The 24,776-nt window shown below is 60.3% G+C and carries 22 protein-coding genes and 3 pseudogenes; 19 read left to right on the forward strand and 6 right to left on the reverse strand.

What is annotated here, in order from left to right; all coding sequences use genetic code 11:
* Window positions 1-104: 104 nt before the first annotated feature.
* Window positions 105-986, forward strand: coding sequence for a DNA-3-methyladenine glycosylase family protein (locus tag ACJYUO_RS10720; RefSeq protein WP_494345354.1), 882 nt, complete (start codon window positions 105-107; stop codon window positions 984-986).
* 64 nt (window positions 987-1,050) lie between these two features.
* A complete protein-coding gene (locus ACJYUO_RS10725; protein WP_494345355.1) occupies window positions 1,051-1,368 on the forward strand; it encodes a DUF3784 domain-containing protein in 318 nt (105 codons plus the stop codon).
* A 14-nt stretch (window positions 1,369-1,382) separates the two neighbouring features.
* Here the strand turns inward: ACJYUO_RS10725 and ACJYUO_RS10730 are convergent, their stop codons facing one another.
* Window positions 1,383-1,628, reverse strand: coding sequence for a hypothetical protein (locus tag ACJYUO_RS10730; RefSeq protein WP_494345356.1), 246 nt, complete (start codon window positions 1,626-1,628; stop codon window positions 1,383-1,385).
* A gap of 235 nt (window positions 1,629-1,863) precedes the next feature.
* On the opposite strand from ACJYUO_RS10730, the gene ACJYUO_RS10735 reads away from it, so the two are divergent.
* Window positions 1,864-2,142 (forward strand): acylphosphatase, encoded by a 279-nt coding sequence (locus tag ACJYUO_RS10735; RefSeq protein ID WP_494345357.1) that lies wholly within the window; start codon window positions 1,864-1,866, stop codon window positions 2,140-2,142.
* 19 nt (window positions 2,143-2,161) lie between these two features.
* On the opposite strand, the gene ACJYUO_RS10740 is transcribed toward ACJYUO_RS10735, so the two are convergent.
* Window positions 2,162-2,320 carry a hypothetical protein gene (locus ACJYUO_RS10740; RefSeq protein WP_494345358.1) on the reverse strand — a complete coding sequence of 53 codons (159 nt, stop codon included), beginning with the start codon at window positions 2,318-2,320 and terminating at the stop codon, window positions 2,162-2,164.
* A 180-nt stretch (window positions 2,321-2,500) separates the two neighbouring features.
* Entirely contained in the window at window positions 2,501-2,998 is a 498-nt protein-coding gene (locus tag ACJYUO_RS10745; RefSeq protein WP_494345359.1) for a hypothetical protein, read from the reverse strand.
* A 104-nt stretch (window positions 2,999-3,102) separates the two neighbouring features.
* Between ACJYUO_RS10745 and ACJYUO_RS10750 the strand changes: the two genes are divergently transcribed.
* The 7 genes from ACJYUO_RS10750 to ACJYUO_RS10780 all read left to right on the forward strand — a co-directional run bounded on the left by ACJYUO_RS10750 (window position 3,103) and on the right by ACJYUO_RS10780 (window position 10,515).
* Window positions 3,103-4,530: an NAD(P)H-hydrate dehydratase gene (locus ACJYUO_RS10750; protein WP_494345360.1), complete on the forward strand. Its 1,428-nt coding sequence runs from the start codon at window positions 3,103-3,105 to the stop codon at window positions 4,528-4,530.
* The gene (gene moaC / locus ACJYUO_RS10755) at window positions 4,523-5,068 is read left to right on the forward strand and encodes a cyclic pyranopterin monophosphate synthase MoaC (protein ID WP_494345361.1); all 546 of its coding nucleotides are present in this window, start codon (window positions 4,523-4,525) and stop codon (window positions 5,066-5,068) included. The genes ACJYUO_RS10750 and moaC overlap by 8 nt, the downstream gene beginning before the upstream one ends.
* Window positions 5,065-6,105, forward strand: a complete 1,041-nt coding sequence (locus ACJYUO_RS10760; RefSeq protein WP_494345362.1) for an NAD(P)H-dependent flavin oxidoreductase — start codon at window positions 5,065-5,067, stop codon at window positions 6,103-6,105. Before moaC ends, ACJYUO_RS10760 begins: the two co-directional genes overlap by 4 nt.
* 1 nt (window position 6,106) lies before the next feature.
* Window positions 6,107-6,292 (forward strand): hypothetical protein, encoded by a 186-nt coding sequence (locus ACJYUO_RS10765; protein WP_494345363.1) that lies wholly within the window; start codon window positions 6,107-6,109, stop codon window positions 6,290-6,292.
* Between the two features lie 327 nt (window positions 6,293-6,619).
* The gene (locus ACJYUO_RS10770; RefSeq protein ID WP_494345364.1) at window positions 6,620-7,801 is read left to right on the forward strand and encodes a sugar phosphate nucleotidyltransferase; all 1,182 of its coding nucleotides are present in this window, start codon (window positions 6,620-6,622) and stop codon (window positions 7,799-7,801) included.
* Between the two features lie 2 nt (window positions 7,802-7,803).
* Window positions 7,804-9,606, forward strand: coding sequence for a glutamine--fructose-6-phosphate transaminase (isomerizing) (glmS, locus tag ACJYUO_RS10775; protein WP_494345365.1), 1,803 nt, complete (start codon window positions 7,804-7,806; stop codon window positions 9,604-9,606).
* Between the two features lie 81 nt (window positions 9,607-9,687).
* Window positions 9,688-10,515: an undecaprenyl-diphosphate phosphatase gene (locus ACJYUO_RS10780; protein WP_494345366.1), complete on the forward strand. Its 828-nt coding sequence runs from the start codon at window positions 9,688-9,690 to the stop codon at window positions 10,513-10,515.
* Window positions 10,516-11,362: 847 nt separating this feature from the next.
* Here ACJYUO_RS10780 and ACJYUO_RS10785 read toward each other — a convergent pair.
* Window positions 11,363-15,172, reverse strand: coding sequence for an ATP-binding protein (locus ACJYUO_RS10785; RefSeq protein WP_494345367.1), 3,810 nt, complete (start codon window positions 15,170-15,172; stop codon window positions 11,363-11,365).
* A gap of 407 nt (window positions 15,173-15,579) precedes the next feature.
* Here ACJYUO_RS10785 and ACJYUO_RS10790 point away from each other — a divergent pair, with 407 nt between their 5' ends.
* The 6 genes and pseudogenes from ACJYUO_RS10790 (at window position 15,580) to ACJYUO_RS10815 (ending at window position 19,557) form a co-directional block, all read left to right on the forward strand.
* Complete coding sequence (locus ACJYUO_RS10790; protein ID WP_494345368.1) at window positions 15,580-16,203, forward strand: transcriptional regulator; 624 nt, start codon at window positions 15,580-15,582, stop codon at window positions 16,201-16,203.
* A gap of 5 nt (window positions 16,204-16,208) precedes the next feature.
* On the forward strand, window positions 16,209-16,778 hold the full coding sequence (locus ACJYUO_RS10795) for a PIN domain-containing protein (protein ID WP_494345369.1): 570 nt from the start codon (window positions 16,209-16,211) through the stop codon (window positions 16,776-16,778).
* Window positions 16,779-16,791: 13 nt separating this feature from the next.
* A pseudogene (locus ACJYUO_RS10800) lies at window positions 16,792-17,080 on the forward strand (hypothetical protein); the annotation flags it as partial.
* Window positions 17,047-17,496 (forward strand): annotated as a pseudogene (locus ACJYUO_RS10805) (DUF234 domain-containing protein); the annotation flags it as partial. The pseudogenes ACJYUO_RS10800 and ACJYUO_RS10805, both read left to right, overlap by 34 nt.
* A 567-nt stretch (window positions 17,497-18,063) precedes the next feature.
* Window positions 18,064-18,912: a DNA-binding protein gene (locus ACJYUO_RS10810; RefSeq protein ID WP_494345370.1), complete on the forward strand. Its 849-nt coding sequence runs from the start codon at window positions 18,064-18,066 to the stop codon at window positions 18,910-18,912.
* Between the two features lie 306 nt (window positions 18,913-19,218).
* On the forward strand, window positions 19,219-19,557 hold the full coding sequence (locus ACJYUO_RS10815) for a hypothetical protein (protein ID WP_494345371.1): 339 nt from the start codon (window positions 19,219-19,221) through the stop codon (window positions 19,555-19,557).
* A 68-nt stretch (window positions 19,558-19,625) separates the two neighbouring features.
* Here the strand turns inward: ACJYUO_RS10815 and ACJYUO_RS10820 are convergent, their stop codons facing one another.
* Window positions 19,626-21,020: an arylsulfotransferase family protein gene (locus ACJYUO_RS10820; protein WP_494345372.1), complete on the reverse strand. Its 1,395-nt coding sequence runs from the start codon at window positions 21,018-21,020 to the stop codon at window positions 19,626-19,628.
* 319 nt (window positions 21,021-21,339) lie between these two features.
* Here ACJYUO_RS10820 and ACJYUO_RS10825 point away from each other — a divergent pair.
* Window positions 21,340-22,279 (forward strand): annotated as a pseudogene (locus tag ACJYUO_RS10825) (DUF955 domain-containing protein).
* A complete protein-coding gene (locus ACJYUO_RS10830; RefSeq protein ID WP_494345373.1) occupies window positions 22,272-22,493 on the forward strand; it encodes a HalOD1 output domain-containing protein in 222 nt (73 codons plus the stop codon). Before ACJYUO_RS10825 ends, ACJYUO_RS10830 begins: the two are co-directional and overlap by 8 nt.
* Before the next feature lie 90 nt (window positions 22,494-22,583).
* Here ACJYUO_RS10830 and ACJYUO_RS10835 read toward each other — a convergent pair whose 3' ends face one another.
* Window positions 22,584-23,138: a DUF7342 family protein gene (locus ACJYUO_RS10835; protein WP_494345374.1), complete on the reverse strand. Its 555-nt coding sequence runs from the start codon at window positions 23,136-23,138 to the stop codon at window positions 22,584-22,586.
* A 308-nt stretch (window positions 23,139-23,446) separates the two neighbouring features.
* On the opposite strand from ACJYUO_RS10835, the gene ACJYUO_RS10840 reads away from it, so the two are divergent.
* A complete protein-coding gene (locus tag ACJYUO_RS10840; protein ID WP_494345375.1) occupies window positions 23,447-24,391 on the forward strand; it encodes a transcription initiation factor IIB in 945 nt (314 codons plus the stop codon).
* Window positions 24,392-24,776 lie beyond the last annotated feature (385 nt).

Here is a 24,776-nt window from a genome sequence, read left to right on the forward strand (position 1 = left end):
CCGACGACGGGCGACTGCACCGCGTCGACCGGCGAAATCGACCCGACGGCGCGACGCCGGGCAGTTCGAAAGGCAAAAGCCCGCGCCCCCGAAGGCTCGAACGAATGGAGACGGGGACGATCCCACTCGACGACCTCGCCGGCGGACTCGACCTGTATCGCACGCTCGAGAGCGGCCAGAGCTACCTCTGGCGGCGCGACGACGGCGAGATGTATGGCGGGACGCCCGCACCCGACGCGTGGTACTCGACCGTCGTCGAGGGGGACGTGATCCGCGTCAGGACCCGCGACGGCCGCCTCGAGTGGGAGTCGACGGTCGACGCCGAACCGATCGTGCGCCGCCTGTTGCGCCTCGACGACGACCTCGAGGCGATCGTCGCGGCCGGGCCGGACGACCAACTGCTCCGCGAGGCCTACGAGGCCCACCGCGGGATGCGCCTCGTGCAGGATCCCTCTTTCGGCTGTCTGATCTCGTTTATCTGCTCGGCACAGATGCGGGTCGGGCGCATTCACACGATGGTGAAGACGCTTGCCGGCGAGTACGGCGACGAAATCACCGTCGACGGGAAAACCTATCACGCGTTCCCGACGCCGGACCAACTCGCGACCGCGACCGAAGCAGAACTCCGCGAACTCGGGCTCGGCTACCGCGCCCCGTACGTCGTCCGAACCGTCGAGATGGTTGCCAGCGGCGAAGCCCATCCCGAAGACGCGCGCGACCTCGAGTACGAAGCCGCGCGGGAGTACCTCACCAAATTCGTCGGCGTCGGCGACAAAGTGGCCGACTGCGTGCTCCTCTTCTCGCTCGAGTTCGACGAGGCCGTACCGCTCGATACGTGGATCAAGTCGGCGATCGAGGACTACTTTCCCGACTGCGACCGCGGGTCCTACGCCGAAACGTCTCGCGCGCTCCGGGACCGACTGGGCGGCGAGTACGCCGGCTACGCCCAAACATACGTTTTCCATCACCTTCGAACCGGGGAATGACGCCCGTCAGTCCGAGACGGATCTCCGCGGAACGATTTTGTGAATGGATTGTCAATATTCTCGTATGACCACCGAATCGGTCCTCCCGCTCCTCGCGACCGCGGGGCTCATCGGCGCACTTGGAATCCTGATCAAATGGTTCGGGATGGTCCGACTGATCGCGGGCTACGATCCGGACCGGGTCACCGACGAGGAGGGGCTGGCGGATTTCGTCGGCACCAACACGCTGTACGTCGCGGCGCTCGTCCTGCTGGTTGCCGCGGTCGAATACGCGGAGCCGTTCGAGGCTACCGAGGGTGTCTGGCTCGCGTTCGTCGTCGGCGTCTTCGGGCTCACCGCCCGAATGATCGTCGGTGCTCGCCGCTACGAGGAACCGACGTGACCGCCGATCTGGCCTTACTCGTAATCCTCGCGGCCGGCCACGGCCCAGTAGGCCTGCGAGACGAGCGTGACCATGAAGATGACGACGAGGATCCCCGCGACCCAGAGCGCGGTCCGCTGGCCGAGCAAGTAGTACGTCAACGCGCTCGCGCCGACGACGAACAGTACCGCGCCGACGAGCAACTCGAGCAGCTCTCGAATCGACGCACGGCCGCTCGAGATGTCGACGTACTCGTCCTCGAAGCGATCGATGATCCCCATCAGCAGAACTCACCCGGCGTCGTCTGATCTCGCTGCAGCGGCTGTGCCCGAGAGCCGTATTCGGTCGCGAGAGGGTCGGCGACGACCCGCGGCTCCCCGCCCTCGCACTCGAGGTACCCGCCGTCTCGATGCCGTCCCGTCACTGGGAATGCTACGGGCTCGAGAAACCTCCTGTTGTCGCTTCGCCCCGTCTCTCGGAGCCGGATTTTTGGCGGTCGCGGCCGAGGCTTCGCACATGGCGGACCGAACTCGCGCACACGTCTTCGTCTCGGGAACGGTACAGGGCGTCTACTACCGTGCGAACACTCGCGACACGGCCCGCGAGGCCAGCGTCGACGGCTGGGTGAAGAACTTGAACGACGGCCGCGTCGAGGCAGTCTTCGAGGGGCCCGAGGATGCCGTCGAAGAACTGATCGAGTGGTGTCACACAGGGAGTCCGGCAGCCGACGTCGAGAGCGTCGAGACCGAGTACGAGGAGCCGCAAGGAGAGGACGGGTTCGAGATTCGGTACTGACCTGCGCCCGCAGATTCTCTCAGCGAAACAGCGTTCGAACGGCGATGTCGACGTACTCGAGGAACGAAGCCGTCGGCGTCCCCGGCAGGTAGAGCTCCGGCTCGGACTGCTCGAGCGGGACGCCGGGGTAGTCGGCAGGGGCGGATTCGAGGGTGTCGTCGGATTCGACTGTGTCCATGAATCGCCTATGAACTGCGGCTATTTATGAATTCAGAAATATAGTTTTGGTATAACAAACTAACAATCGTTATTGAGTAACTCTCGCACGGGGCGTGGGCTCACGGGACGACGGTCGCCGACCGACAGCAGTGACCCCGGGTCCGTGGGGGTTGAGACCGTCACGCTCCGACTGAGAGAATTACTCGGGCTGAGTTAGGTATGCCTCGAGCCACGGCGGTTCCTCGGTGTACTGCCACTCCGCCCAGTCGGCCTTTTCGCCGGCGTAGTAGGCGCGGTAGGCGGCGACCGGGTCGTCGGGTCGTTTGTACTCGTCGGGCATGGCCTGCGGGCGCGGCGTCGGTTCCTCGGCCGGGAACGCGATCGCAGCGGGATCGATACGGTCGATAACCTCCCAACTCGCGTGGTCGCTGTCTTTGTCGTAGCGCTCGACGAACTCCGCGTTGAGCGCCTCGGCGTGGGTCCGCAGTCGGCGCCAGTTCGCCCGCGACGCTGTCGCCCACTTCGTAACGGGGTGATCGACGTGGGTCGGCTTGTAGAGAAAGTCCGCCTCGTAGCCGTTCTCGCGAGCCGCGGTACACAACACCTGTGCGGCCTCGAGCAGCAGCTTGTTGACGTGTTGGTCACAGTGATAGCGGGCTGCGAGCCGCGGGTCCTCGTCGAGCCAGAAGACGTTCACAGCGGCGATAGGGACTCGATCGAATTGGCTCTGCCGCCTCACTGCGTTCCCGGTTTCCGACGGGGTCCGCAACGTTGAACGGACGTCCCGTCGAACCCTCACCCATGATCACAGGCGAGCGAATGGCCGCCGTCGACGCGAACGCCGCGGCGCTGGGCGTGCCGCGAAAGCAGTTGATGGAATCGAGCGGAAACGCCGTCGCCCGCGCGGTCCGCGAGGCGGCCAATCCCGGCGCTCGAGTCGCCATCGTCGCCGGTCGCGGGAACAACGGCGGGGACGCGTTCGTTGCCGCCCGCTTTCTAGACGAATACGACGTGACGACGCTCCTGCTCGGTCGCGCGTCAAATATCGGCACAGACATCGCCCGCGAGAACTGGGACGCCCTCGAGCGGGCAGAGTACGACACGCGAGAGATCACGGACTCGAGCCAGTTCGCCCTTCCCGATGCGGATGTCGTCGTCGACGCGATGCTCGGGACGGGGATCAGCGGCGATCTTCGAGAGCCCGCAGCGACCGCGGCCGACGCGATCAACGATGCCGACGCCACCGTCGTCGCGGTCGACGTGCCCTCGGGCTTCGACGCCGACGCGGGCGACCACGCGGCGAACGGCGTCGAAGCGGACCGCGTCGTCACCTTCCACGACGCGAAGCCGGGACTCGAGGCCCTCGCGGCCGACGTGACGGTCGCAGATATCGGGATTCCGGCCGCGGCGGAGCGGTTCGCCGGCCCCGGCGACGTCGACCTCGCTCGCCCGGATAGCCGTGACGGCCGCGCGTTCGTCATCGGGGGCGGCCCCTACACCGGCGCACCGGCACTCGCCGCGCAGGCGGCGCTTCGAGCCGGCGCAGAACTCTCCTTCGTCGCCGCGCCCGACTCCGTCGCCGGCGAGATCCAGGGCTACGCCGAGGACCTCATCGTCCAGCCCTACGAGCGCGACCGGCTCACCCCGGAGCAGGTCGACGACCTCGTCGACACGGCCGAGCGCCACGACGATATCGTCGTCCTCGGCCCGGGCCTCGGCACCGCCGACGAAACTCTCGAGGCCGCCCGCGCGTTCCTCGAGTCCTATACCGGGCCGGCGGTCATCGATGCCGACGCGCTCGAAGTCGTCCCCGACCTCGAGACGGAGGCGACGCTGGTCTGTACGCCCAATCGCCGCGAACTCGCCCGCATGGGCGGTCCAGACGCCGACTCGCTTCGGGATGTAGTCGACGAAATCGAGGCGTTCGCGGCCGAACTGGGCCACGTCGTGCTCGCGAAGGGCGTCGACGACGTCGCGACCGACGGCGAACGCACCCGGATCAGCCGAGCCGGCGCCCCCGGCATGAAAGTCGGCGGCACAGGCGACACGCTCGCCGGCATCGTCGCGGCGCTGCTCGAGCACGCCGACCCGCTCGAGGCGGCGACGGCGGGTGCGTACGTCAACGGACTCGCCGGCGAGCGACTCGCCGAGACCGAGGAAAACGGGCTCCTCGCGTCGGATATGCTGGACGAGATTCCGGCGGCTCTGTGGGGTGATTCGAATGAGTGAAAACGACGACGCAAGCGACGAGTCGGTTGCCAATGCGCTCGACGCGAGCGACGGCGAACGCGCCGCCGACGACCTCACACACACTACCGACGAGGGCGACGTTCAGATGGTCGATGTCGGCGACAAACCCGACAGCGATCGTCGCGCGGTCGCGGCCGGAGAGATCCGCCTCCGGCCCGCCACCGTCGAGGCGATCCGCGAGGATGAGGTCGGGAAAGGTGACGTGCTCGCGACCGCTCGCATCGGCGCGATTCAGGCTGTCAAGCACACGTGGGAGACGATCCCGATGTGCCACCAGATCCCGATCACGAACGTCGACACCGAGTTCTCGCTCGCCGAGGACCGGATCGAGGTCCGGGTCGGCGTCGAGACCACTGGCAAGACGGGCTGCGAGATGGAGGCCCTCGAGGGCGTGACGACCGGCCTGAACGTCGTCTGGGACATGGTCAAGGCGGTCGAGAAAGACGACGACGGCCAGTATCCCGAAACGGGAATCGAGAACGTTCGCGTACTCGACAAGGAGAAACGGCAGGCATGAGCGGTGAGACGGCGCTCCGGACTCGACTCTGTGAGACCCTCGGGATCGAGTACCCCATCGTGCAGGCACCGATCGGGAGCGCGACGACGCCGGCACTCGCGGCCGCCGTCTCGAACGCCGGCGGACTCGGCCATCTCGCGGTCACGTGGCGCGATCTCGAGGAGACCCGCCGGGTGATCCACGACACGCGCGAGCGGACCGACGAGCCGTTCGCGGTCAACCTCGTCCTCGACGACGCGACGACGATCGTCGACACCGACGAGCACCTCGAGACGGTTCTCGAGGAAGGCGTCGATATCGTCACGCTCTCGTTCGGTGAGGCCGCTCCCTACGTCGATCGAATTCACGACGCGGGCGCAATTGTTGCCCAGACCGTCGGCAGTGCGGAGCAGGCCCGCGATGCCGTCGATGCCGGCGTCGACGTGATCGTCACGCAGGGCCTCGAGGCGGGCGGTCACGTCCAGAGCGAGGTGGCGACGACGGCGCTCGTCCCTCGCGTCGCGGACGCAGTGGGCGACGAGGTCCCGATCGTCGCGGCCGGCGGGATCGCAGACGGTCGGGGAATCGCGGCCGTATTGGCCCTCGGTGCGGACGGTGCGTGGCTCGGCACCCGGTTCGTCGCGACCGAGGAGGCGGCTGTCCACGACGAGTATCAGCGGCGACTCCGCGAGAGCGACGAGACCGCAACCGAGCACACGACCCTCTTCGACAAGGGCTGGCCCGGAACCCCACACCGCGTATTGTGCAATGAGACGCTCGAGCGCTGGGATCGTGAAGGACAGCCGCCAGCGGGGGAACGGCCGGGCGAGAACGATGTCATCGCCCGGACCGACGACGGTGACGGCAGCGGCGAGCCGATCGAACGGTACGACGAAGCGCTCGCGACGCCGGCCGTCGACGGCGAGATCGAGGAGATGGCGCTGTTCGCCGGCCAGAGCGTCGGGCTTACCGACGAGGTGCAACCGGCCGGTGCGCTGCTCGAGGACCTTGTCTCTGAGACACGGACGGCTATTTCGGGGTTGGGCGGTCCGTCATGACATGTCACAGATTTCCATCATCAAATCTCGAGAGCCCCCCTTCACTCAACTGTTCGATATCGTCTTTCACGTTGTCGTGCGCCTCACGGTCGAGGACACCGGCTCCCGAGACATCGGTCAGTTTCCGCTGCTGCTCGAGGTGATCCCGAATAACATCACGATGTTCTTGCTCACAACTGATATATAGGTACCCCTACGCAAATCGTTGCGGGCAGTGATCACCGACATCGGATCGACGAGCGGGTTGTTTACCGACCAGAGTGTCGGACTGACCGATACCGTTCGGCCGTCGAGAGCGCTGCTCGAGAACCTCGTCTCGGAAACGCGGGCCGCTATTTCGAACGTGCTGAGGTAAGCCCCGCAGAGCGCAACACGGCCGAGAACTCGAGTCAGGGAAGAGCCGTTTTCTCACAACGGACCAGCACGTCTTCCGAACGGCGGTTGACTCGAAAGTCAGTGAGAGACGAAACCCGAGCCACAACACTGATAGTAGTGCCTTACTGTCACTGTCGACATGAGTATCCGTTCTGCAGTAGTTCTCGCGGCGGGCGAGGGGGCCCGCTTGCGGCCGCTGACGAAGCATCGACCGAAGCCGATGCTTCCCGCGGCGACCAAACCCATTCTCGAGCACGTTTTCGATGCGCTGGTCGACGCCGGCATCACGGACATCACCGTCGTCGTCGGCTACGGCCACACCCACGTTCAGTCTCACTTCGGCTCGACGTACCGCGATGCCGCTCTCGAGTACGTCGTCCAGGACAAGCAACTCGGCAGCGGCCACGCGCTGCTGGCGGCCGAGTCCGCGGTTTCGGAGCCGCGGCTCGTCCTCAACGGCGACCAGCTCGTCGCCGGACGGATCGTCGAAGACGTCCGCAACGCCCACGAAGATGACGACGACGCGCTCGCGACGCTCGGGCTCATTCGACATGCGGACGTCGGCGAGTACGGCGGCGTGATCTGCGAGGACGACGGCACCGTCGAGACCATTGTCGAGCGACCCCGTGACGACCGATCGTATCAGCTCAACGCGGGCGTCTACGCGTTCGAACCGGAGCTCTTCGACTATCTCCACGGGCCGGAGCCGCACCTCAACGAGTACTCGCTCATCGACGGCATCGCGAACGCGGTCGACGCCGAGGAGACCGTCCGCGGGGTCACCTCCGACGGGATCTGGATCGACGCGACGTACCCGTGGGACCTGCTCGAGGTCACGGAGACTCTCTTCGAGAGCGCGGACGGGATCGAGAGCACGGTGTCGTCGACCGCGCGGGTCCACGAGTCCGCGACGATCGTCGAGCCAGCCGTGATTTCGGCGGACTGCGTCGTCGGCCCCGGTGCCGTCGTCGGACCCAACGTCGCGCTCGGCGAGAACGTGACGGTCGGGGCGAACGCCGTCGTCGAGCACAGCGTCGTCGACGCCGACACGCGCGTCGGCTCGGGAGCGACGCTCGTCGACTGCGTCACCGGCCGCAACGTCCGGGTCGGCACCGGGTCGACCGTCGTCGGCGGGCCCGGAGACGTCCGCGTCGGCGACCGCGTCCACGAGGACGAGCGACTGGGCGCGCTGCTCGCGGATCGCGTTCGCGACGAGGGTGGTGTGACCTACGCGCCGGGAACGATCGTCGGCTCCGACGCCGTCGTCAACGCCGGAACGACCGTTCGCGGGACGGTCGAAGAGGGAACCGAGGTGCAGTAACGATGTGCGGAATCGTCGGATACGTCGGGTCCGCCGGCGGTGACGACGCCGTCGACGTAGTCCTCGACGGCCTCTCGACGCTCGAGTACCGCGGCTACGACTCTGCCGGACTTGCCGTGCCGACTCCGTCGATGGCGGTCCACAAGGCTGCCGGCGAACTCTCGGCCCTCGAGGAGGCAGTTCCCCGAGACGACCTCGCGGGCGAATCAGTCGGGATCGGCCACACGCGCTGGAGCACCCACGGCGCGCCGACGGATGCCAATGCGCATCCACACAGCGACGAGGCGGGGCGCGTCGCCGTCGTCCACAACGGAATCATCGAGAACTACCAGCGACTACGTGACGACCTCGTCGATGCGGGCGTCACGTTCCAGAGTGAGACCGACACCGAAGTCGTTCCCCACCTGATCGGGCGCTACCTCGACCGCGGTGCGGACGCCGAAACGGCGTTCCGGTCGGCGATCGACCAACTCGAGGGCAGTTACGCGATCGCCGCGGTTTTCGACGGGTCGGAGACGGTGTACGCGGCCCGGCAGGACTCGCCGCTCGTCGTCGGCCTCGGCGAGACCGGCACGTACCTCGCGAGCGATGTCCCCGCGTTCGTCGAGCACACCGATCGCGTCTGCTACCTCGAGGACGGCGACTTCGTCCGGCTGACCGCCGACGGTGCGGTCGTCACCGACGAGACAGGAGAGACCGTCAACCGACCGATCGAAACGGTCGCGTGGGATCCCGAAGACGCGGAGAAAAGCGGCTACGACCACTACATGCTCAAGGAGATCCACGAGCAGCCGACGTCTCTCCGCCAGTGTCTCCGCGGCCGGATCGACGAACTCGAGGGGACCGTCGATCTCGAGGAACTGGACGAAATCGACCATGACGGGCCGGTCCAGTTCGTCGCCTGTGGCACCTCCTATCACGCGGCGATGTTCGGCGCGGAGCGGCTTCGGGCCAGCGGCGTGAGCGCGCAGGCGTTTCTCGCCAGCGAGTACGCGAGCGATCGCGTTCCCGTCGATGAGGACACGCTCGTCGTCGGGGTGACCCAAAGCGGGGAAACCGCCGATACGTTGCGCGCCCTGCGCGAGGCCGCTCGCGCCGGGGCGACGACGCTCGCGGTGACGAACACGGTCGCGAGTTCGGCCGCACGGGAGTGCGATCACGTCCTCTACATCAGGGCCGGCCCGGAGATCGGCGTCGCCGCGACGAAGACGTTCGCGAGCCAGCAACTCGCGCTCGCGCTGCTGGCGTTCGAACTTGGCGACGACCCGACGCGTGCCGAACTCGAGGCACTCCGAGACATTCCAGGTCAGGTCCAGACAATCCTCGAGACGACGGATGCCAAGGCGGTCGCCGAGGCGTACGTCGACGCGGACGCGTACTTCTCCGTCGGACGGGGGTATCACTATCCGGTGGCACTCGAGGGCGCGCTGAAGATGAAAGAGATCACCTACCGGCACGCGGAGGGATTCGCCGCCGGCGAACTCAAACACGGCCCGCTCGCGCTCGTGACCGAGAACACGCCGCTCTTCGCGATCGTCACCGGCGACGGCGAGACCGCCCGAAAGACGATCGGGAACGTCAAAGAAGTCGAAGCTCGCGACGCGCCCGTCGTGGCGATCACTGACGGCGAGTCTGACGTGACCCGGTACGCCGATCACGTCCTCGAGATTCCCGCCGTCGACGACCTCAGTGCGTCGGTGCTCGCAAACGTCCAGTTGCAGTTGGTGGCCTACTGGGTCGCGAACCTGCTCGGTCGCTCGATCGACAAGCCGCGGAATCTCGCGAAGAGCGTGACGGTCGAATGATCACGCTGGAGAGGGGCGCTCTATTCGGCCGCCGAGTCGAATCGCGGTCATTTAAGTGATAGCGATGGCGCAGGAATACCAGTGAGTCGTGTCGATCTGATCGTCGCGATCCTCGCCGGGATCGTCCAGGGAATCGTCGAGTGGCTCCCCGTCTCGAGTCAGGGCAACCTCTCGCTGTTTTTGACACTCGCCGGGACAGATCCCGCGGTCGCGGTGCAGTTGGCGCTGTTCCTGCAGGTCGGGACGACGCTCTCGGCGGCGACCTACTACCGGGACGACATCGCGACGGCCATCCGTGCGGTGCCTGGTTGGCGGCCTGGCGATGCGTACCGTGGCGAGAACGCCATCCCGTCGTACGTCGTCGTCGCCACGTTGATGACCGGACTCGTCGGCATTCCGCTGTACGTCTACGCGGTCGACCTCGCTAGCCAGCTCACCGGCGGCGTCTTCATCGCGGCTATCGGCGTCTTGCTCGTGCTGACGGGAGTCCTCCAACTCGCCTCGGAGTCGGTGTCGATGGGGGTCCGCGACGCGCCGACGCTGCCGGACTCGATCCTGGTCGGGGCCGTCCAAGGCGTCGCGATTCTCCCCGGCATCTCGCGGTCGGGTGTGACGACCAGTGCGTTATTGTTCCGCAGCTACGACCCGCCGGCGGCGTTCCGCCTCTCGTTTCTGCTGTCGATTCCCGCGAGTCTCGGCGCGGCCGCCCTCACCGTCGCCGGTGCTGGCGGACTACCCGGCATCGATCCCGTCCCAGCGGTGGTCGCGGTCGGACTGAGTGCAGTTGTCGGCTATCTCACCATCGACGTACTCATGCGGGTCGTCGATCGCGTGCCGTTCTGGCTCGTCTGTTTCGGTCTCGGCGGGCTCGCGATCGTCGGCGGTGGCGTCGTCTCGATCGTCATCTAATCGGGCACAACTGTCCGATGAACCCCAAGCATCGTACGTGGACTTGTGTTACCTCAGATACAGTATCCCATACTGAAGATCACTCAGTGGATACCTAATTACAGACTGCCATCGTTGATCCGTGCTGCAATAGTGACGTTCATAATCACCGTTATTCCCCGCAAGTTACTGCTGTGCGGCAATAGAACAGAATTCTAGGAACGGAGCAAGAGACGGTCAAAAATCTGGTCTGACTCGAGCAGGTGTTGTCAACCTCGAGTAGCTAGCTTGAAACGAGTCTCGAGGAGAGGAGGAGATGCAAATGGAGCGGTGGACAGGCCATTGAAGGTAGCTGAAACGAGAGGGTTATTGAGTCATAATCGGCTCTCGTCTGGCGATTGTGAGCGGGGTTGATTCCGAAGACGCTCGAGAGGCGGATGAGTCTGCGTTCGATTGGGCACTCGATTCCAGGATCATCATCTGGCAGGGTCCATAGAGGGTCGAACAATAGATTCTGTAGAAGTCGTCGTCCCCACCACAGTCATGCGATTAGAAGGTTGTCGAGAATAGAACCGCGATGGTTAATTTACAACCAGGGGCTCGAGCGACGGAGATCGATTTGGCGATCTAAGAGGTGACACGTCGCTCGAGCTGCCCCCCGCCTAGTTCGTCCTCAAAAGGGATCTCACAGTACCATTGCGGATGAATAAGCCGATTATGAACAATAGACCATCGCGTCTCTGAGGTGTACATGGCCTCTCGAGGTGAGAATGGCTACGAAACACCGTATGGATCCAGAACGGCACTCGAATCCGGACTCGGACTCGATTCAGCTATCGAGACGCTACGGACGACTCTACACGGGAGGCTATAGATCCGGTTCCGGGGAGTGGTCTCGAAGCCACTCTGCGGGGTAGACTGCCGTCATTCCGGGCGTGTCGATTCGGAACTGTTGGGGTGGCGTGGTCTTTGCATACGTTTTCTCGACTCGAGGTGTGCCCTCGAGGGGGTCGTTGAGCGCGGAGAGTATTTTGTGACCGTCGGCTTGTTTCATAACGACCCAGATCGCAGCCTCGGGTTTGCAGGCGGCCATCTTGTCGAAGTCTTCGGGCACTGCGCGTCGTCTATCGTGGTTGATCCGTTCGACTTCAGCCGTGACGATGATTTCCCCATCGGCGTTCACACCTGCGAGATCGAGCCGGTGCTGATCATCGAGTTCGTAATACGGGATCACGTCGGTGACGTTCGATTGGGGATTCTCTGCGTACGCTTCCTCGAGATACTGGTGGGTGACCTCGATCCCGAAGATATGTTGACTGGATTCGTCGAGATCACCGATCCCGTGGCCGTAATCGACGCCCTTGCGATAGCTTTCGCCGATCGTAGACCGGCCCTCCGAAGAAACGCTGTAGAGACGGTGTGGGTGATCCGTATCGTGTCTCAGGAGGTCGGCCTCGAGTAGCGGGGAGATTTCGTCGGATTCGATCCCGACGTACTCCTGTAGTCTGAGCATGGAGTCGTGAAGGAGATCGTACTCGAGGGGATCGTAGCGGAGTTGCTGGGCGTTGTACACCGCCTGTAAGAAGAGCAGTTGACGGTCGCTCCATTCGACGGAGGCACGTTCTTCGGGTGTGAGTTTGAGAGTGACATCGCAAACGGGGATATCGTCAGAGTTGACATCCGAGAGCGTGTGACAACACTCAATCGCCCGTTTCATGCCGTCAATGGCCGGGTCGTAGCGGTTCTCACACGCATCACAACAGATGGCGTGTATCGATTCGTCGTAGCTCACGCAATCGGGGAGTCGCTTCGTATGAGGGAGTAACGAATCGACGCGGAGTGACTCCGCTTCGGGTTCGTCTTCTCTCGAACTGTTCTCGTCGCCCGGTCGATTCCTCTGTGACGGAGCGGTCTCGTAACTGAGTCCCGCTTCGTTCCACGTTTCCAGAGCGGTCAGTTCGAACACTGTGCTGAATGCCTCAGCACGCTCGTCGGCGAGCGGCGCGTCGCTTACCGGATGACCGTCGGGGGCAGGGAGTGATCGACCGAGAAACGGCTGTGGGACGGGTGATCCGAACTCGGCCGCAGGGCGAACGAGCCACTCGCCGTGGCGAATCGCTGCAAGCCGCCTGGCGACGTTCTCCGGTGGAACGTCGTCGGTCGCAAGCGCCTTCGCGAGATCGTCTTCAATACTGACGTTGCCGACGACGAAGGTTCCGATCTCGTTGAGCGCTTCCTCGTACGTCTGGTTCGACGGATCTGGTGAGTCGAGTTGGCTCGGAAATTGGACGCCGAGCATGAGTGAGAGATCGAACGATCGTCCCTGCGAGAGGAGGGTATCAACCAGTTGCGTCGCGACGACGTCTTTGGCCTCCTCGAGATAGACGTTGACCAGGGGTGGTGTTTCAGGCGTCTCCGGAGCTTCTGCTCGAGCTTTCAGTGCCGTCCACAGATTCGAGAGCAAGACGAGCGTGAGGGCGCGTTTGATCCGCTCTTCCATGCCACCGAAATCGAAGACGATGACGCGGTCATCGTCGATAATATCGATGAAATCGAAGTGGGGGTCGACTCGGTCACCGTCGGAATCATCTTCGTCTGGGTGAGGATGGTGGACGTGATCAAACAGTGGTGCGAGTCGGTCGTCGGTCGCGATAATCTCGACTCGAGCCACGGCACCGCCGAGGACCATGTTGAAGACGTCTCGATCGCGCTCGAGTAACCCGGCAAAGTACTCGGTGAGACGATCGTCCGAAGTCGGTGGTGGCGTTCGATCGCCCAGCGTGCGTTGAAGCGCTCGGTAGAGGTCTTTGTGCGAAACGGCATCGGAGCCGTGAATCGGATCGTACAGTGCTCGAAGGTGATTTCGAATCGCCTTCGTCGATTCAGTCGCTCCGTAGTACTGTTCTTCGCCCATCAGCCCCGCAAGGATTTCTTCGTAGTGGCCTGCGATTCTCGAGCGTGCTTCCTCGCGTGAGAGACCGGCGTCGAGTAGCGGTCTAATATCGAAGATGGACAGTGCGGGCAGTATCGTGGTGAGGTCGAAGTAGCGGACGCCCTCGAGGTCGCCGTGTGACGCGTAGTGGGCTTGGAGATACTCTTCGGCCGTTCCCCCACCCTTGTAATCGAAGAGGATCTCCGGGCCGTCTGTCGCCTCCACGTTTGAAAGCATCGCACCAGTCGTGAGGACGGATTTTCCTGAACCCGTCTCGCCGACGACGAAGAGATGTCTATCCTGCAGTGATGGCGGAAGGACGAACGGACTCTCGTAGGGGTGGCGGTCATCAGTCAACGGCAGACAGAACGCCTGGCCGGGTCCCGTGTAGCGAGCGAGGCGATCCGGTGACGGCAAGGAAAGACCGGTTCGTTCGGATCGTCGAGCACCGAGTGCTCGTTGGCCAGTCGGAGTCAGCCCGGAACCATCGATCAGGCAGAATCCGGGGAGTTCGTCGGGCGAGACGATGATTCCAGCGCTCTCATGTGGCTTCCACGGAAGGCGGCTTCCGAGCGAGTCGTACGTCGGGTCGGGACAGGAGCGTTCGCGGATCGCGTCGAAGAGTTGGCTCGCAGGCGGAACCGGCCCTGCATGGAGGTCGTCATCCGTGATAACGTGTCCGTGAATCGTGTGGAACGGACCACTGAGGTGACCGAATACGCTCGCGAGTCTGCGAACGACCGCCTCGGCTTGCTCTCGATCGTGCTCGTCTGCGAACGCCACCGCCCGCGCCGCGAGACAGAACGTTCGTCTGAGATCACGCGTCTCGAGATCGGCGAGCCGATCCCGATATGAAGGAGAGAGATACGTAGTCTCGAGTTTTTCGTCTGATCGTGGAAAGACGAACCCAAGGAGACGGTCTGCGGGCGTGACAAGGCTACGCTCGAGATCGTAGCGGTACTGTTCTGCGTCTGCGCGCTGATCGCCGATCGGCCGACAGAGTACTTGATACGCGACGGGGACAGCCGAATTACAGAGCGTTTCGACGAGCGTCGCCAGTGGGATGCGACGGGATTTCGATCCATGAGTATCCGATCGCGTCTGTGTGGAACGGTCAGGGATCGCATCGAACGATGTGAGCGAGGTTTGCCAATCCTGACGAACTTCAGCAGTCCCGCGATACTCGACACCGGCTGCATACGGCTTTTGAGTATCAAGGGGATCGTTATCCGCATCTTTCCGCGTCAACCGATCGTTTTCTCGCGGGGTTGACAGAGACGCTTCAATATCTCGCGGATGCCACTCAACTCGGGTCAATTCGTACGTGTTCGGAAACCACGTCCGAAGGATCGCCTCGAGGTCGTCGAGAAATGCCTCGTGTGTCGTGCCGACGAGATACCGAACGCTCGTATCCGATCGCCCGTCAGCAACGAGCAGCCATTCGACGACCGGTTGCTGGGTTCCGTTTCGAACAGACGACCAGACGCTCGAGCGCGAGAGTTCGCGCAGGCTCTCGTACAGTAGCGTCGTTGCCTGTGAGACCGCTGTGGCAGTGAGGTGCTTCGTCGACGGACGAATCTCGATATACGTCCGTGACTCGAGGACTGGCGAATCCGCGACTCCTCCATCGCGCCCCTGTGTGCTCGAGTCACTGGTCGTCTCGTCTTGAGTAGTGGCTGGACTCGAGTTCTCGAGAGATGTAGTTGTCTCCTCCGTAATCGGCGTCGTATCTTTCTCTGTTGGCATTGGTCACTCACGTCTAGCACAGATAGCGCTCATGTTGTCGTATACGTGAACACCTCTGAGACCATGACTTTCAATATACCTACCATAGGAATAAAGATACTAAATAGGTATCGGGAATCCGTTGATATTCTGTCTGTTCGAAAGGAAGAAACAACTCTGGGTCCAGATTCGATTTTACGAGGCAACTCACGGTCACTCGCAGAGACAGTCTTGTCTCTGGGTGAACTGAATCATCTACAAATAAGCAAGGCGAGTGCCTCGGGGCTTGACCCCGAGGCGGTTCACTCAGTAGGGCATGCTTATCTCCCAAAGCCGGAAGATGAAAGTGAGCCTAGTGAATGTGATAGCCATTGTATTCGTTCCCGTGGCAAACGCTTATGGTTTCTAGTTTCGTAACTCAATACAACATGAGCTACGACACGGAACACGTGCGAAACGCTGGGGAAACCCCGAGTCCGATCACTGGCATTCCGACGTTCACGGAGTTACTCGACAACACAGATCTTGCTTCCCTCTATACGTCGATCAGACGTGCAGAAACGACGACCGGCCCGGAACTCATCGAAACGACAACGGTCTCGAAAAAGACTGTCTACGACTATCTCCACAAGCTGGAGCAAGCTGGCTTGATTAGCAAGGTTGGAGACGACGCCGGTACTGCTGTATACGCCGCCGAGGAGTTTGAGCTGACGCTGACAGTTCGCAACACGGAGGTCTTGATTACACCCGAACTCGTCGAAATCATCGCGCATGAAGACGAGTATCCAGCTATCGAGCGCGTTCTTGACGACCACGGCCTCGTCACGTTCGCACTCGCACACGATCTCGTGAATGCACACAGCGAGGGAGACGTCACGATCCGACAGATAGCCGAGCTTATAGACCTCTCTACTGGAACCACGTACGATCTCGTCGAAGCGTTCTATTCGATTCTTGACCTCGGTGGCGACAATTCGGCCCCGACGACATACACACCGGACGATTTCAACGACGAAGAGAGTAATCTACTCGACGAACTCTTTGACGAGTAGCCGTGATGACGAGGGTATATACTGCAAATATCGCGGACACGGTAATGTTTCGGAACCTGGGGAAACATCCCAATCCGCACTTACAGTCGCTTAAGCGTACCATTGAGGAAGCTGGGACGGAGATCTGGGTACCAGCAGCGGTCTATCACGAACTGGCAGATACTGGAACCACCGATTCGCCAGCGAACCCGTATCTTGATGCGGCTATCGAGGACGGATGGCTTCGAGTGGCGACACCACTCCCTGGAAACCGATCTGACGGCTTCGATCCCAGCGCTGGTCCGGTCGAGAAAGCACGGTTCGTCGCGGACGAGTTTCTTAACCACCAGAGCAAGTACCCAGAGACGAACAACTGGACCGACGCGGCATTAGTCGCATTAGCGGTTCGACTGTTCGAGCAGAACACCCGGATTCGTGTCATCACTCACACGGCCGACGCGAATCTGGCAGAGGCTTGCACTCGTGTCCCGCCGGAGTTCGGATACTACGATATCAAGTCACGATACTATAATCCGCCGCAAATAGCGAAAAGAGAATTTCCGACCGTTGAGAGCCCCACCTGGGACGAACGATAGATACCTTGGATGACCACCGGTGGAGGTTCGTGGCCAGGAGTATAGTGCTGACCTCGCTGTGACGCTCATCTACGAGTACGCCCACGCACTGTTGTGCAGTGATACTGATGACGAGATCGACCGCTCGAAACGAGAACTCGAGGTCGAAGCGGTCGGCTACATCGTCGGGCAGTACTTCGGGCTCGATACGAACTGCTCTGTGTTACTATCTCGCTGCGTGTGAAGGCGACAAGCCAAAAGCCATCCTCGAACGTCCTGAGATTTGCTTCGCGTGGTACAATACGACGGCTCGAGAGAGATGAAAAGTACGTCAGTCGTTTTCGACGGTACCATCGAGCCAGATCTACCGATGCACGTCGCAGCGACGTTCGAAGATATCTGTAAAGAGGCCATCTGGGAGCTGGTCAGACACGGCGACCTTGCGTCGTACTCCGATGTCGGACGCTGGTGGTACGGTGAAGAAGAGATCGACATCGTCGGTCTCGCCCCCGCTGATACCCGTCTCCTCCTTGCCGAATGCAAATGGACCAGTGACCCGGTCGGCCATGGACTCGTTGCAGACCTTCGAGCAAAGGCGGACAGCGTCCGATGGGGGCCAACCGATCGCTCCGAGCAGTTCGCCCTCTTCTCGAAAAGTGGATTCGTCGACGGTCTCGGTGACGACCTCGACGATAATTGGTCACTGTTCGACCTCGACGATCTCAATGAGATCATCTGAAATTAGGCGAGCGGCTTGGTTCAGACCTATTTGAAGCAGTTGTCTCCAAGAAAGACTTGGACAGATACACGAGCAATATCGCAGGGACGAGTGACCGTTCCAACCCCCTCGCACAGTCGACTCCCGCGACTCGCTGCGCTCCTCGCTTCGCTGCGGTGCTTTCGTCGTCGGGGTTCGTCGACTGCACTCGCCCGTTGGACCCCACCTATGGTGGGTGTTCAGCGGTCATAGCCTGTATGTTATCCTCGGCGTGAACTGCTCGCACCACTCGTCGCTTCTGCCCTCCGCTCACTCACGCTCTTCGGACACCAGTATTAAGCGCGCTTTCGGTCTTCGCTCGCGCTCAGACGCGAAAACGGCTTAAAACTGGACGCTCGCGCCGGTGGAAGCGACGCGCGGTTGCTGGTTGGCTCGGACATTGGCGCGTCTCGCTCGCGCCCTGACGGGCGCTTGCGAAGGCGCGAGCGAGACGCGTGTGATGGAACTGATGGAGTACGACGAGAGCCAGGGCTGGAGAGTCGTGGTGTCGGAAAAGACGCCGAGTGAGCGCCTTTGGAGTTTAACCCAATGTCTAGTAGGAAGTCGGTTAGCAAGATCGTTTCGGTCGATGAACAGGCGTATGAACAGGAAGCGGTTCGAACGGAGCACCCGGATATCGTCGATGAGATCCCGGAGTTTCGGCCCACGGTCGAGATGGAGATTCAGGCGAAAGTAGATGCAAACCACCCAGAGGAAATCGTCGACGCGAGCGATGAGCGGATCTACGGTGCGACTCTCGTCCAGGAAGAACGAATTCGGGCCAGAGAGGAAGAACTCGAGCGAATCAGTGAACAGGCGGCGTTCGGTCGACAGGAGGGACGAGCGGAACGAACGAGAGCGGTGGTTGAACAGGCGCGTCATGACCAGCGGAGGAACGAACGAGATGATCCCCGTGAGAAACTCGAGCGAGCGACAGTAGGAGAAATCAATCGGCAGGCACAGCGGTTGGCTAAGGACGTTCGCGGTGGCTACACGCGAGCAGTTATCGCGAAACGGATCGGGAGTCGGGTCCTCGAGGGTACGGAGTTGTTCGAGGCAGTAATGGCGACGAAAGAGGAGATGCAACACGAGGCAGGAACGATCGTGCCGATCGGGCAACTCGAGGCGATCAGGCGAGGTGAGGTCAGTGTAGAAGGCCGTGTGATCGAGCTGTGGGAACCCTCGAGTACGGCGATCCAACAGGTGGGGTTGATCGAAGACGAGACGGGGCGAACGAAGTTCACGATCTGGTCGAAGAGTAGACAGACGATGGTCTGTGAGGGTGAGCGGGTGCGGTTCAGGGCGGCTGCGAAGAACTGGTACAATGGACGATGCTCGCTCGCGCTGACTCGATGGTCAGAAATCGTGTTCCCAGAGTGCGGTCAGTGGTGGGAGTAGCTGTTACGGTCTCTTTTTTGCTGGAACCCGATTACCCACTACCCGCCGCCCCACCCACCTCCACGTTCCGGGCTGCTCACGGCTGAGAGCCGCTCGCTGCCGGGCTTTCGCTATGGTTATTAGTAGGGCCCACAGAGAACGGTTCACATACAACTCTGTGACTACCCGACGAACGGTAAGTACAGGTACTTCATTGATCGCATTTGAAAGAAGGTAGTACTGGTATTGACATGATCCGACGCATTATATTGGATGTCGAATTGCAGGACAATTCATAGTACAGGTGCCGGTAATCGAGATATACATATGGCTACCGTTGAGACCGTCCTTTCATCGATTTTCAGTACGATCCCCGAACTTCATTCGGGCCAACTCGGACTGCTCTCGGGTATTCTCATCGGTATCCTCTACTGGCACGGGTACCGCCGGTCGTCTCTCGGTCTCCTCACTACGTTCTATTTGCTCGCGGTCGGTATCATACCTGCTTCCACGAGGGGACTCACAGTAGTTCAGTCAAAGCCATGGTATTTTTGTTCATTTCTGATTATTACGTCACTCAGTGCGATTAGCGCGCGCGTCGTATGGCGGTGGATGTCCTTCTCGAACCGTCCTCAGTCGGTGAACGTTGAACGGCAAGACGTTTGATTGGCTGGTCGCTCTCCCCGATCCAACCGTGACCGAAATACTCCGGATCAGTAGCGGCCTCGGTCAGATCACTCTTGCTCGCGAGTGATGGGAAGGCGGAACGCGATGTCTGCATTGCGAAGCCACCACTTGATTTCGAGACCGGCCCAAGTTAGCCCCGATACGAGCCCGATAGCAATGGAGGCGGCTTCGGTCTTGCCGACCCAGACCGGTGCGACGAAAATCATGGCGTTGTAGATCCGGTGGGGGAGGATCGATTCGAGAAGCCCACCGAGAAATTCGAACGGACTGAATTCGAAGCCGCCATTTCCGTCGTCTTCAGTCCCTGTTCGGGATTCGAGATCGAGTTCTCGTGCGCTCTGACCGCTCGCGCTTTCAGCGCCCGTTTCGAGACGTTCAGCATCGTAGGGAAGCATCGATTCGACCTGCCAAACGATATCGCCGGACTCGTTGACTTCCATGACGCGATTGCCGTGGGTGTCGGTGATCAGCGTGTTTCCGTTAGGAAGTCGATCAGCATCTCGAGGCCACTGCATGCGGTCATCCGTCCACTGCCAAGTCTGGGTCCACTCACCGTCTTCACGCTGGAATTCCTGGACGCGCCCGTTCTCTGAGTCGGCGACCACGATGGCCGGACCCCCACGTGATTCTGGGATATAGTCGGGATTGTGCTGCTCGTACTGGATATCGTAGTCGTTCTCGCTTCCGAGCGTCCAGTCTGCGACCACTCCCTCCGCCGGATCGAGGAAAACGACTTGATCGTGATTCCGAAGGCTGACCATGATTCGACCTTCGTGCTCGCCGTCTTCGATGTACTCGACGTCATTGAGATGCGTCCAGTCACGAGGATACGCATGCCCGCTCTCCACGGAAAAGTCGCTCTGAGCGTCCCAGAGCCACTCGACGATCTCTGTGTCCGTATTGACGATGAATACCTGATCGGAAACCATGTCAGCGACGACAACGTGCGTTCCGTTGATTCGCGCCGAGTCGTGCCACTCGGCTGCGCGTTCTTTGTGATCATACCGCTCATAAACGACCTCGACCTCACCGGTCTCGAGGTCGACCCGTTCGATGACGTTCAAGGCACACGGCGGGCTACTGCATGTCGGGCCCTCCGTATGGATCGTGTCCGTCGCCACGTACTCGATGGTTAGTGGATCGTCTTCAACGGGATCGACATCGAAGTACTTCGTCCGTGAATTGTTGTAGTAAATGACCTCTCCGCTCGGCGCATATGCAGTAATCGTTCCCACCCGTCCCGATTCGGTGACGACCGTATGGTTCTCTGTCGGAGGGGCGTCTGGAACATCGTCTCTCGACGCCGTCGAGATCCCATTCGATGCCGCAACAGCGACGATAGCAGCCGAGATGAGAATAAGGATCGCAAACACGGTCCGGAGTCGAGTACGGGTGAGAATTGAGCGACTGCGAATGAGAGACGGAAACGAGCGGATAGTCATGTGACACCTCTCTCAACGTGAGAGGGACTGTCTGAGAGACCATCGGTATTCGGAACCGAACCGAGGCACTGATCCACTAGCATCATGTTTACTGGTTCACTGCTTTCTACTTACGTCTCTCGCCGAATAGTGCTCAGTGCATACGTGTAGTAAACGTGTATTTCACATAAAACATATCTGAGAGCTGGATTTAAACAGAGCCGTACGATTAGGTATCTCTCCCCATCGTCAAATCCGTCCTAACTATACGCCGATTTTTTGAGACCCGCTGACGGGCAGCGGTCTTCTCGAGTATGAGTCGAGAAGTGCCGTTTCAATCATGAGTACGAGCAGTTGCACCCGGGAGACGTTCGACGATTCGAGCACCCGGAACGACGAGATGCACAGCACGATCGAAACATGGCTCGAGGAACTCGTTGAGGAGGTTGACGACGCCATTTCGAGCGAGCAGTTCAAACAATGGCTCGATGTCCAGAGTGTGTTCCACGACTACTCCCCTCGGAACACGCTGTTGATCAAACTTCAGTGTCCGCACGCGACGCATATCGCCGGCTATCGAACGTGGGAAAACGAGTTCGATCGGCACGTGACAGAAGGCGAGAAAGCAATCTGGATCTGGGCACCGATCATCGCGAGGAAAATGCCCCGAATGTGGAAACTCGTTATCGTATCACGACCGAAGCGAGTGTGAGTACGACGAGACCGATCCCGGTGAATGGCAGAAAGGACTCGTCGGCTTTCGGCCAGCACCAGTCTTCGATATCTCGCAGACAAAAGGAAAGTCACTCCCCGAACTCGAGACCGAGGCAATCGGAGAAGGTGACGAGGTGGCGTCACACCTCCTCGAGGGAGCGCTGTTGCTCGAGGTGGACGTCGAGGTCGTTCCTCCCGTGGAATGGGCTCACGGTAACGCCAAGGGCGTCTGTCAGTATCGCGCTCCTGTGGAACGACCCCTGATAGAGGTTCGTGACCGGGAGAACAGCGCTGATCTCGCTGTGACGCTCATACACGAGTACGCACACGCACTGTTGCACGGTGATACTGGGGATGAGACATATCGCTCGGAACGGGAACTCGAGGCTGAAGCGGTCGGCTACATCGTCGGGCGATACTTCGGGTTGGATACGAGCGGGTCGGCGTTCTACCTTGCTGCGTGGCAAGGCGACGAGCCGGAGGCCATCTTCGAACGTCTCGATCGGATCAGTTCGACGGCGGAGAGTATTATCGACGTTGTTGATGAGGTGAATGAGGATGAGTGATCGGACTCTCCTCCTCGAAATCGTCGACGCGCTCGAAGCGCAGGGACTCGATCGTGACGAGTATCAACTGCACCGAGTGATCGATATCGAAGCGCTTGAGCAACTCGTCGACTCGGCGAGCGACGACCTCAAGGTTAGATTTACAGTTGGACTATTTCGTGTCCTCGTCACTCCATCCGAAGTGCGAGTCGCTGGGCCTGACAATGCTTTTTGAGAACTTTTCGAGTCGTTCTTTGAGACGACGAAGTCCTTCGCGCCGGGTGAAACCCCGGCCGCCTGCAAGAAATATCACCATGTGTTCGTCTCAGCCTTCTTGCGGGAGCGTTTCCGAGTTGAGATGTTCGATCTGTGTATCTGTATCGAGCCTCGTGAGCGAACTTTGGAGACTGATTGCGAGCTGAAGCGCTTCGCGAATCTGAACATTGTACTCCCACTCCTCGATTATATCGAGGCGTTCACTTCGATCGTCGGGTGAGAGATCGTTGCTTCCAATGCTCTGTCGAAGTTCTTCGAGCGATTCAACATTATAGGTCGATTTCCACGAATCGATTTCGTTACCGATCGCTTGCAGTTCCGCAGTAAGATCGTCTACCGACTCTTCTTCGGCAAGCGTCCGGACTTCACGAAGAAACTGTGTAACGTTATCTGGTTTGTAACACGTTCCGTCGGCTGTTTCTACGACCTCGAGATCGCCTTGGTCGGCCATCCGCTCAAGATATTTGACAGCGGTGTCCCTTGAAACAGCTGCTTCCTCAGCAATCCAGCCTGCGTTCCGTGGTGTAGTTCGGGTTACTGCCACGTGCCTTACGCGATCTGCAGCATCCATCTCGTCGGACCACACTGATGACCGGTCGCTCATTGGCTACTCTTGGTCGCCGCTGAACTAATAATTTAGTGTCTGAGCGAATTATATCGTCCCAATCGCTGAAAGAGTCGCCTCAGTCATATAGTGTCCCTAACTGTTCTCTCGACGCAACTGATCGCACATTGTACCAGTATCTGTCGATTGGGGTTTCAACAGAGTTATCGATGCGTCAACAGTAGCCGAGTTATCACAATTATTCGGCCACACCATTCCTAGCGTTTGACTTCGATAGCGTTTCCGAGACAGTTTATGTCCCCAAGAGGGGTGACGGGGTGAGTAAATACAGGCCTCGTCGAGTTAGTATGACTACAAGAGATGCGGATAGCGATCGCTTCGATCGAGAGAGAAACACAGAACTGAGGACATCGTGTCTGGAATGCAGTGGTCCCCTCATTACGCTCAATCACGAAACGCACTGTCGCGAGTGCGGCCTGATCGTTCGTGAAGAGTTGCTTGATTACGGTCCTGAGTGGTTCACCGGTCCTGAGGGATCAAACCAACGCCGAACTGGTGCACCCCTCACTGCAGGTCGCCACGATCGCGGTCTTTCGACTGAGATCGGGTGGTGGACCGACGGACAAGGAAACACGATCCCGAAACGAAAGCGTCGCCAACTCAATCGAATCCGCCGTCAACACCGACGTAGTCAATGGCGCTCGAAACGCGAGCAGAATCTGGCGTACGGCCTTGGCGAAGTCCGCCGACTCGTGAGCGTTCTCGAGTTGCCAGAATCGATTCGCGAACAGGCATGTACCCTGTTTCGACGCACCCAGACTCGGGATCTCTGTTCAGGGAGATCACTCGACAGTATCGCAGCTGCGAGCGTGTACACGGTGTGTCGATGCAATGGACTCGGACGAACACGCGGTGAGATCAGTAGCGACGCCCGATGTTCCCGGACAGAACTGGAGTGTGCATATACCGCAATGAATACCGAACTCGAGTTACCGATACCCGTCCCACGTCCGCAGAACGTTCTTCCGCGACTTGCAACGACGCTGCAGGTTCCAAGCGACGTACGCTACCGAGCGATCGAGTTAGCCGATTTGGCAGAAGCGAGCGGAATTACGGTTGGCCGACACCCTCACGGATTCGCTGCAGCGTGTCTCTACAAGGCAGCACAAGAACTCGATCATCGACTCACTCAACGAGCGATTGCTGATGTAGCCGAGATATCGGCGACAACGCTTCGAACCGATCGAAATGCCCTTCTCGAGGGTCTCAGCGATCACGAAGTAGGACACTAATGTTGATACCATACGAGAACTGGTTTCTCGTAGATCAGATTCAAGGTCAATTGAACTGATCGAAGCATTCGCGCTAACCAGCCGGATAACTTGTTGGACTCATCAAACATGGTATATCTTGAGCAACTGCTCTTCCTGCTTAGCCAGGGTACTAGATCCATAATTATACTTCCCAGGGACAGAGGGACTCACCGTCTGATGGGTCTTTTGCTATAAATACGGAAAATGGGGATTCTCCTTCATCGTTTTCATTAATACGGCTCTGGTGAATCGCCAGACAGCACGGACTTCGACCGTTAAATCTAGGAAGGTGAAGCGGGAAACCGCGGATGCTCTATGTCCAAAATCTCCCGCTTCACCGGGAAGGTCGTGACGTTGGCTAAAA

The organism is Natrinema sp. CRL1 (assembly GCF_059162405.1).

Excerpts from the sequence above, each read along its gene's own strand:
- ACJYUO_RS10720 (WP_494345354.1), top strand. The coding sequence starts at position 105 with ATGGAGACGGGGACGATCCCACTCGACGACCTCGCCGGCGGACTCGAC.
- ACJYUO_RS10725 (WP_494345355.1), top strand. The coding sequence starts at position 1,051 with ATGACCACCGAATCGGTCCTCCCGCTCCTCGCGACCGCGGGGCTCATC.
- ACJYUO_RS10730 (WP_494345356.1), bottom strand. The coding sequence starts at position 1,628 with ATGGGGATCATCGATCGCTTCGAGGACGAGTACGTCGACATCTCGAGC.
- ACJYUO_RS10735 (WP_494345357.1), top strand. The coding sequence starts at position 1,864 with ATGGCGGACCGAACTCGCGCACACGTCTTCGTCTCGGGAACGGTACAG.
- ACJYUO_RS10740 (WP_494345358.1), bottom strand. The coding sequence starts at position 2,320 with ATGGACACAGTCGAATCCGACGACACCCTCGAATCCGCCCCTGCCGAC.
- ACJYUO_RS10750 (WP_494345360.1), top strand. The coding sequence starts at position 3,103 with ATGATCACAGGCGAGCGAATGGCCGCCGTCGACGCGAACGCCGCGGCG.
- moaC (WP_494345361.1), top strand. The coding sequence starts at position 4,523 with ATGAGTGAAAACGACGACGCAAGCGACGAGTCGGTTGCCAATGCGCTC.
- ACJYUO_RS10760 (WP_494345362.1), top strand. The coding sequence starts at position 5,065 with ATGAGCGGTGAGACGGCGCTCCGGACTCGACTCTGTGAGACCCTCGGG.
- ACJYUO_RS10765 (WP_494345363.1), top strand. The coding sequence starts at position 6,107 with ATGTCACAGATTTCCATCATCAAATCTCGAGAGCCCCCCTTCACTCAA.
- ACJYUO_RS10770 (WP_494345364.1), top strand. The coding sequence starts at position 6,620 with ATGAGTATCCGTTCTGCAGTAGTTCTCGCGGCGGGCGAGGGGGCCCGC.
- glmS (WP_494345365.1), top strand. The coding sequence starts at position 7,804 with ATGTGCGGAATCGTCGGATACGTCGGGTCCGCCGGCGGTGACGACGCC.
- ACJYUO_RS10785 (WP_494345367.1), bottom strand. The coding sequence starts at position 15,172 with ATGCCAACAGAGAAAGATACGACGCCGATTACGGAGGAGACAACTACA.
- ACJYUO_RS10790 (WP_494345368.1), top strand. The coding sequence starts at position 15,580 with ATGAGCTACGACACGGAACACGTGCGAAACGCTGGGGAAACCCCGAGT.
- ACJYUO_RS10795 (WP_494345369.1), top strand. The coding sequence starts at position 16,209 with ATGACGAGGGTATATACTGCAAATATCGCGGACACGGTAATGTTTCGG.
- ACJYUO_RS10810 (WP_494345370.1), top strand. The coding sequence starts at position 18,064 with ATGTCTAGTAGGAAGTCGGTTAGCAAGATCGTTTCGGTCGATGAACAG.
- ACJYUO_RS10815 (WP_494345371.1), top strand. The coding sequence starts at position 19,219 with ATGGCTACCGTTGAGACCGTCCTTTCATCGATTTTCAGTACGATCCCC.
- ACJYUO_RS10820 (WP_494345372.1), bottom strand. The coding sequence starts at position 21,020 with ATGACTATCCGCTCGTTTCCGTCTCTCATTCGCAGTCGCTCAATTCTC.
- ACJYUO_RS10830 (WP_494345373.1), top strand. The coding sequence starts at position 22,272 with ATGAGTGATCGGACTCTCCTCCTCGAAATCGTCGACGCGCTCGAAGCG.
- ACJYUO_RS10835 (WP_494345374.1), bottom strand. The coding sequence starts at position 23,138 with ATGAGCGACCGGTCATCAGTGTGGTCCGACGAGATGGATGCTGCAGAT.
- ACJYUO_RS10840 (WP_494345375.1), top strand. The coding sequence starts at position 23,447 with ATGACTACAAGAGATGCGGATAGCGATCGCTTCGATCGAGAGAGAAAC.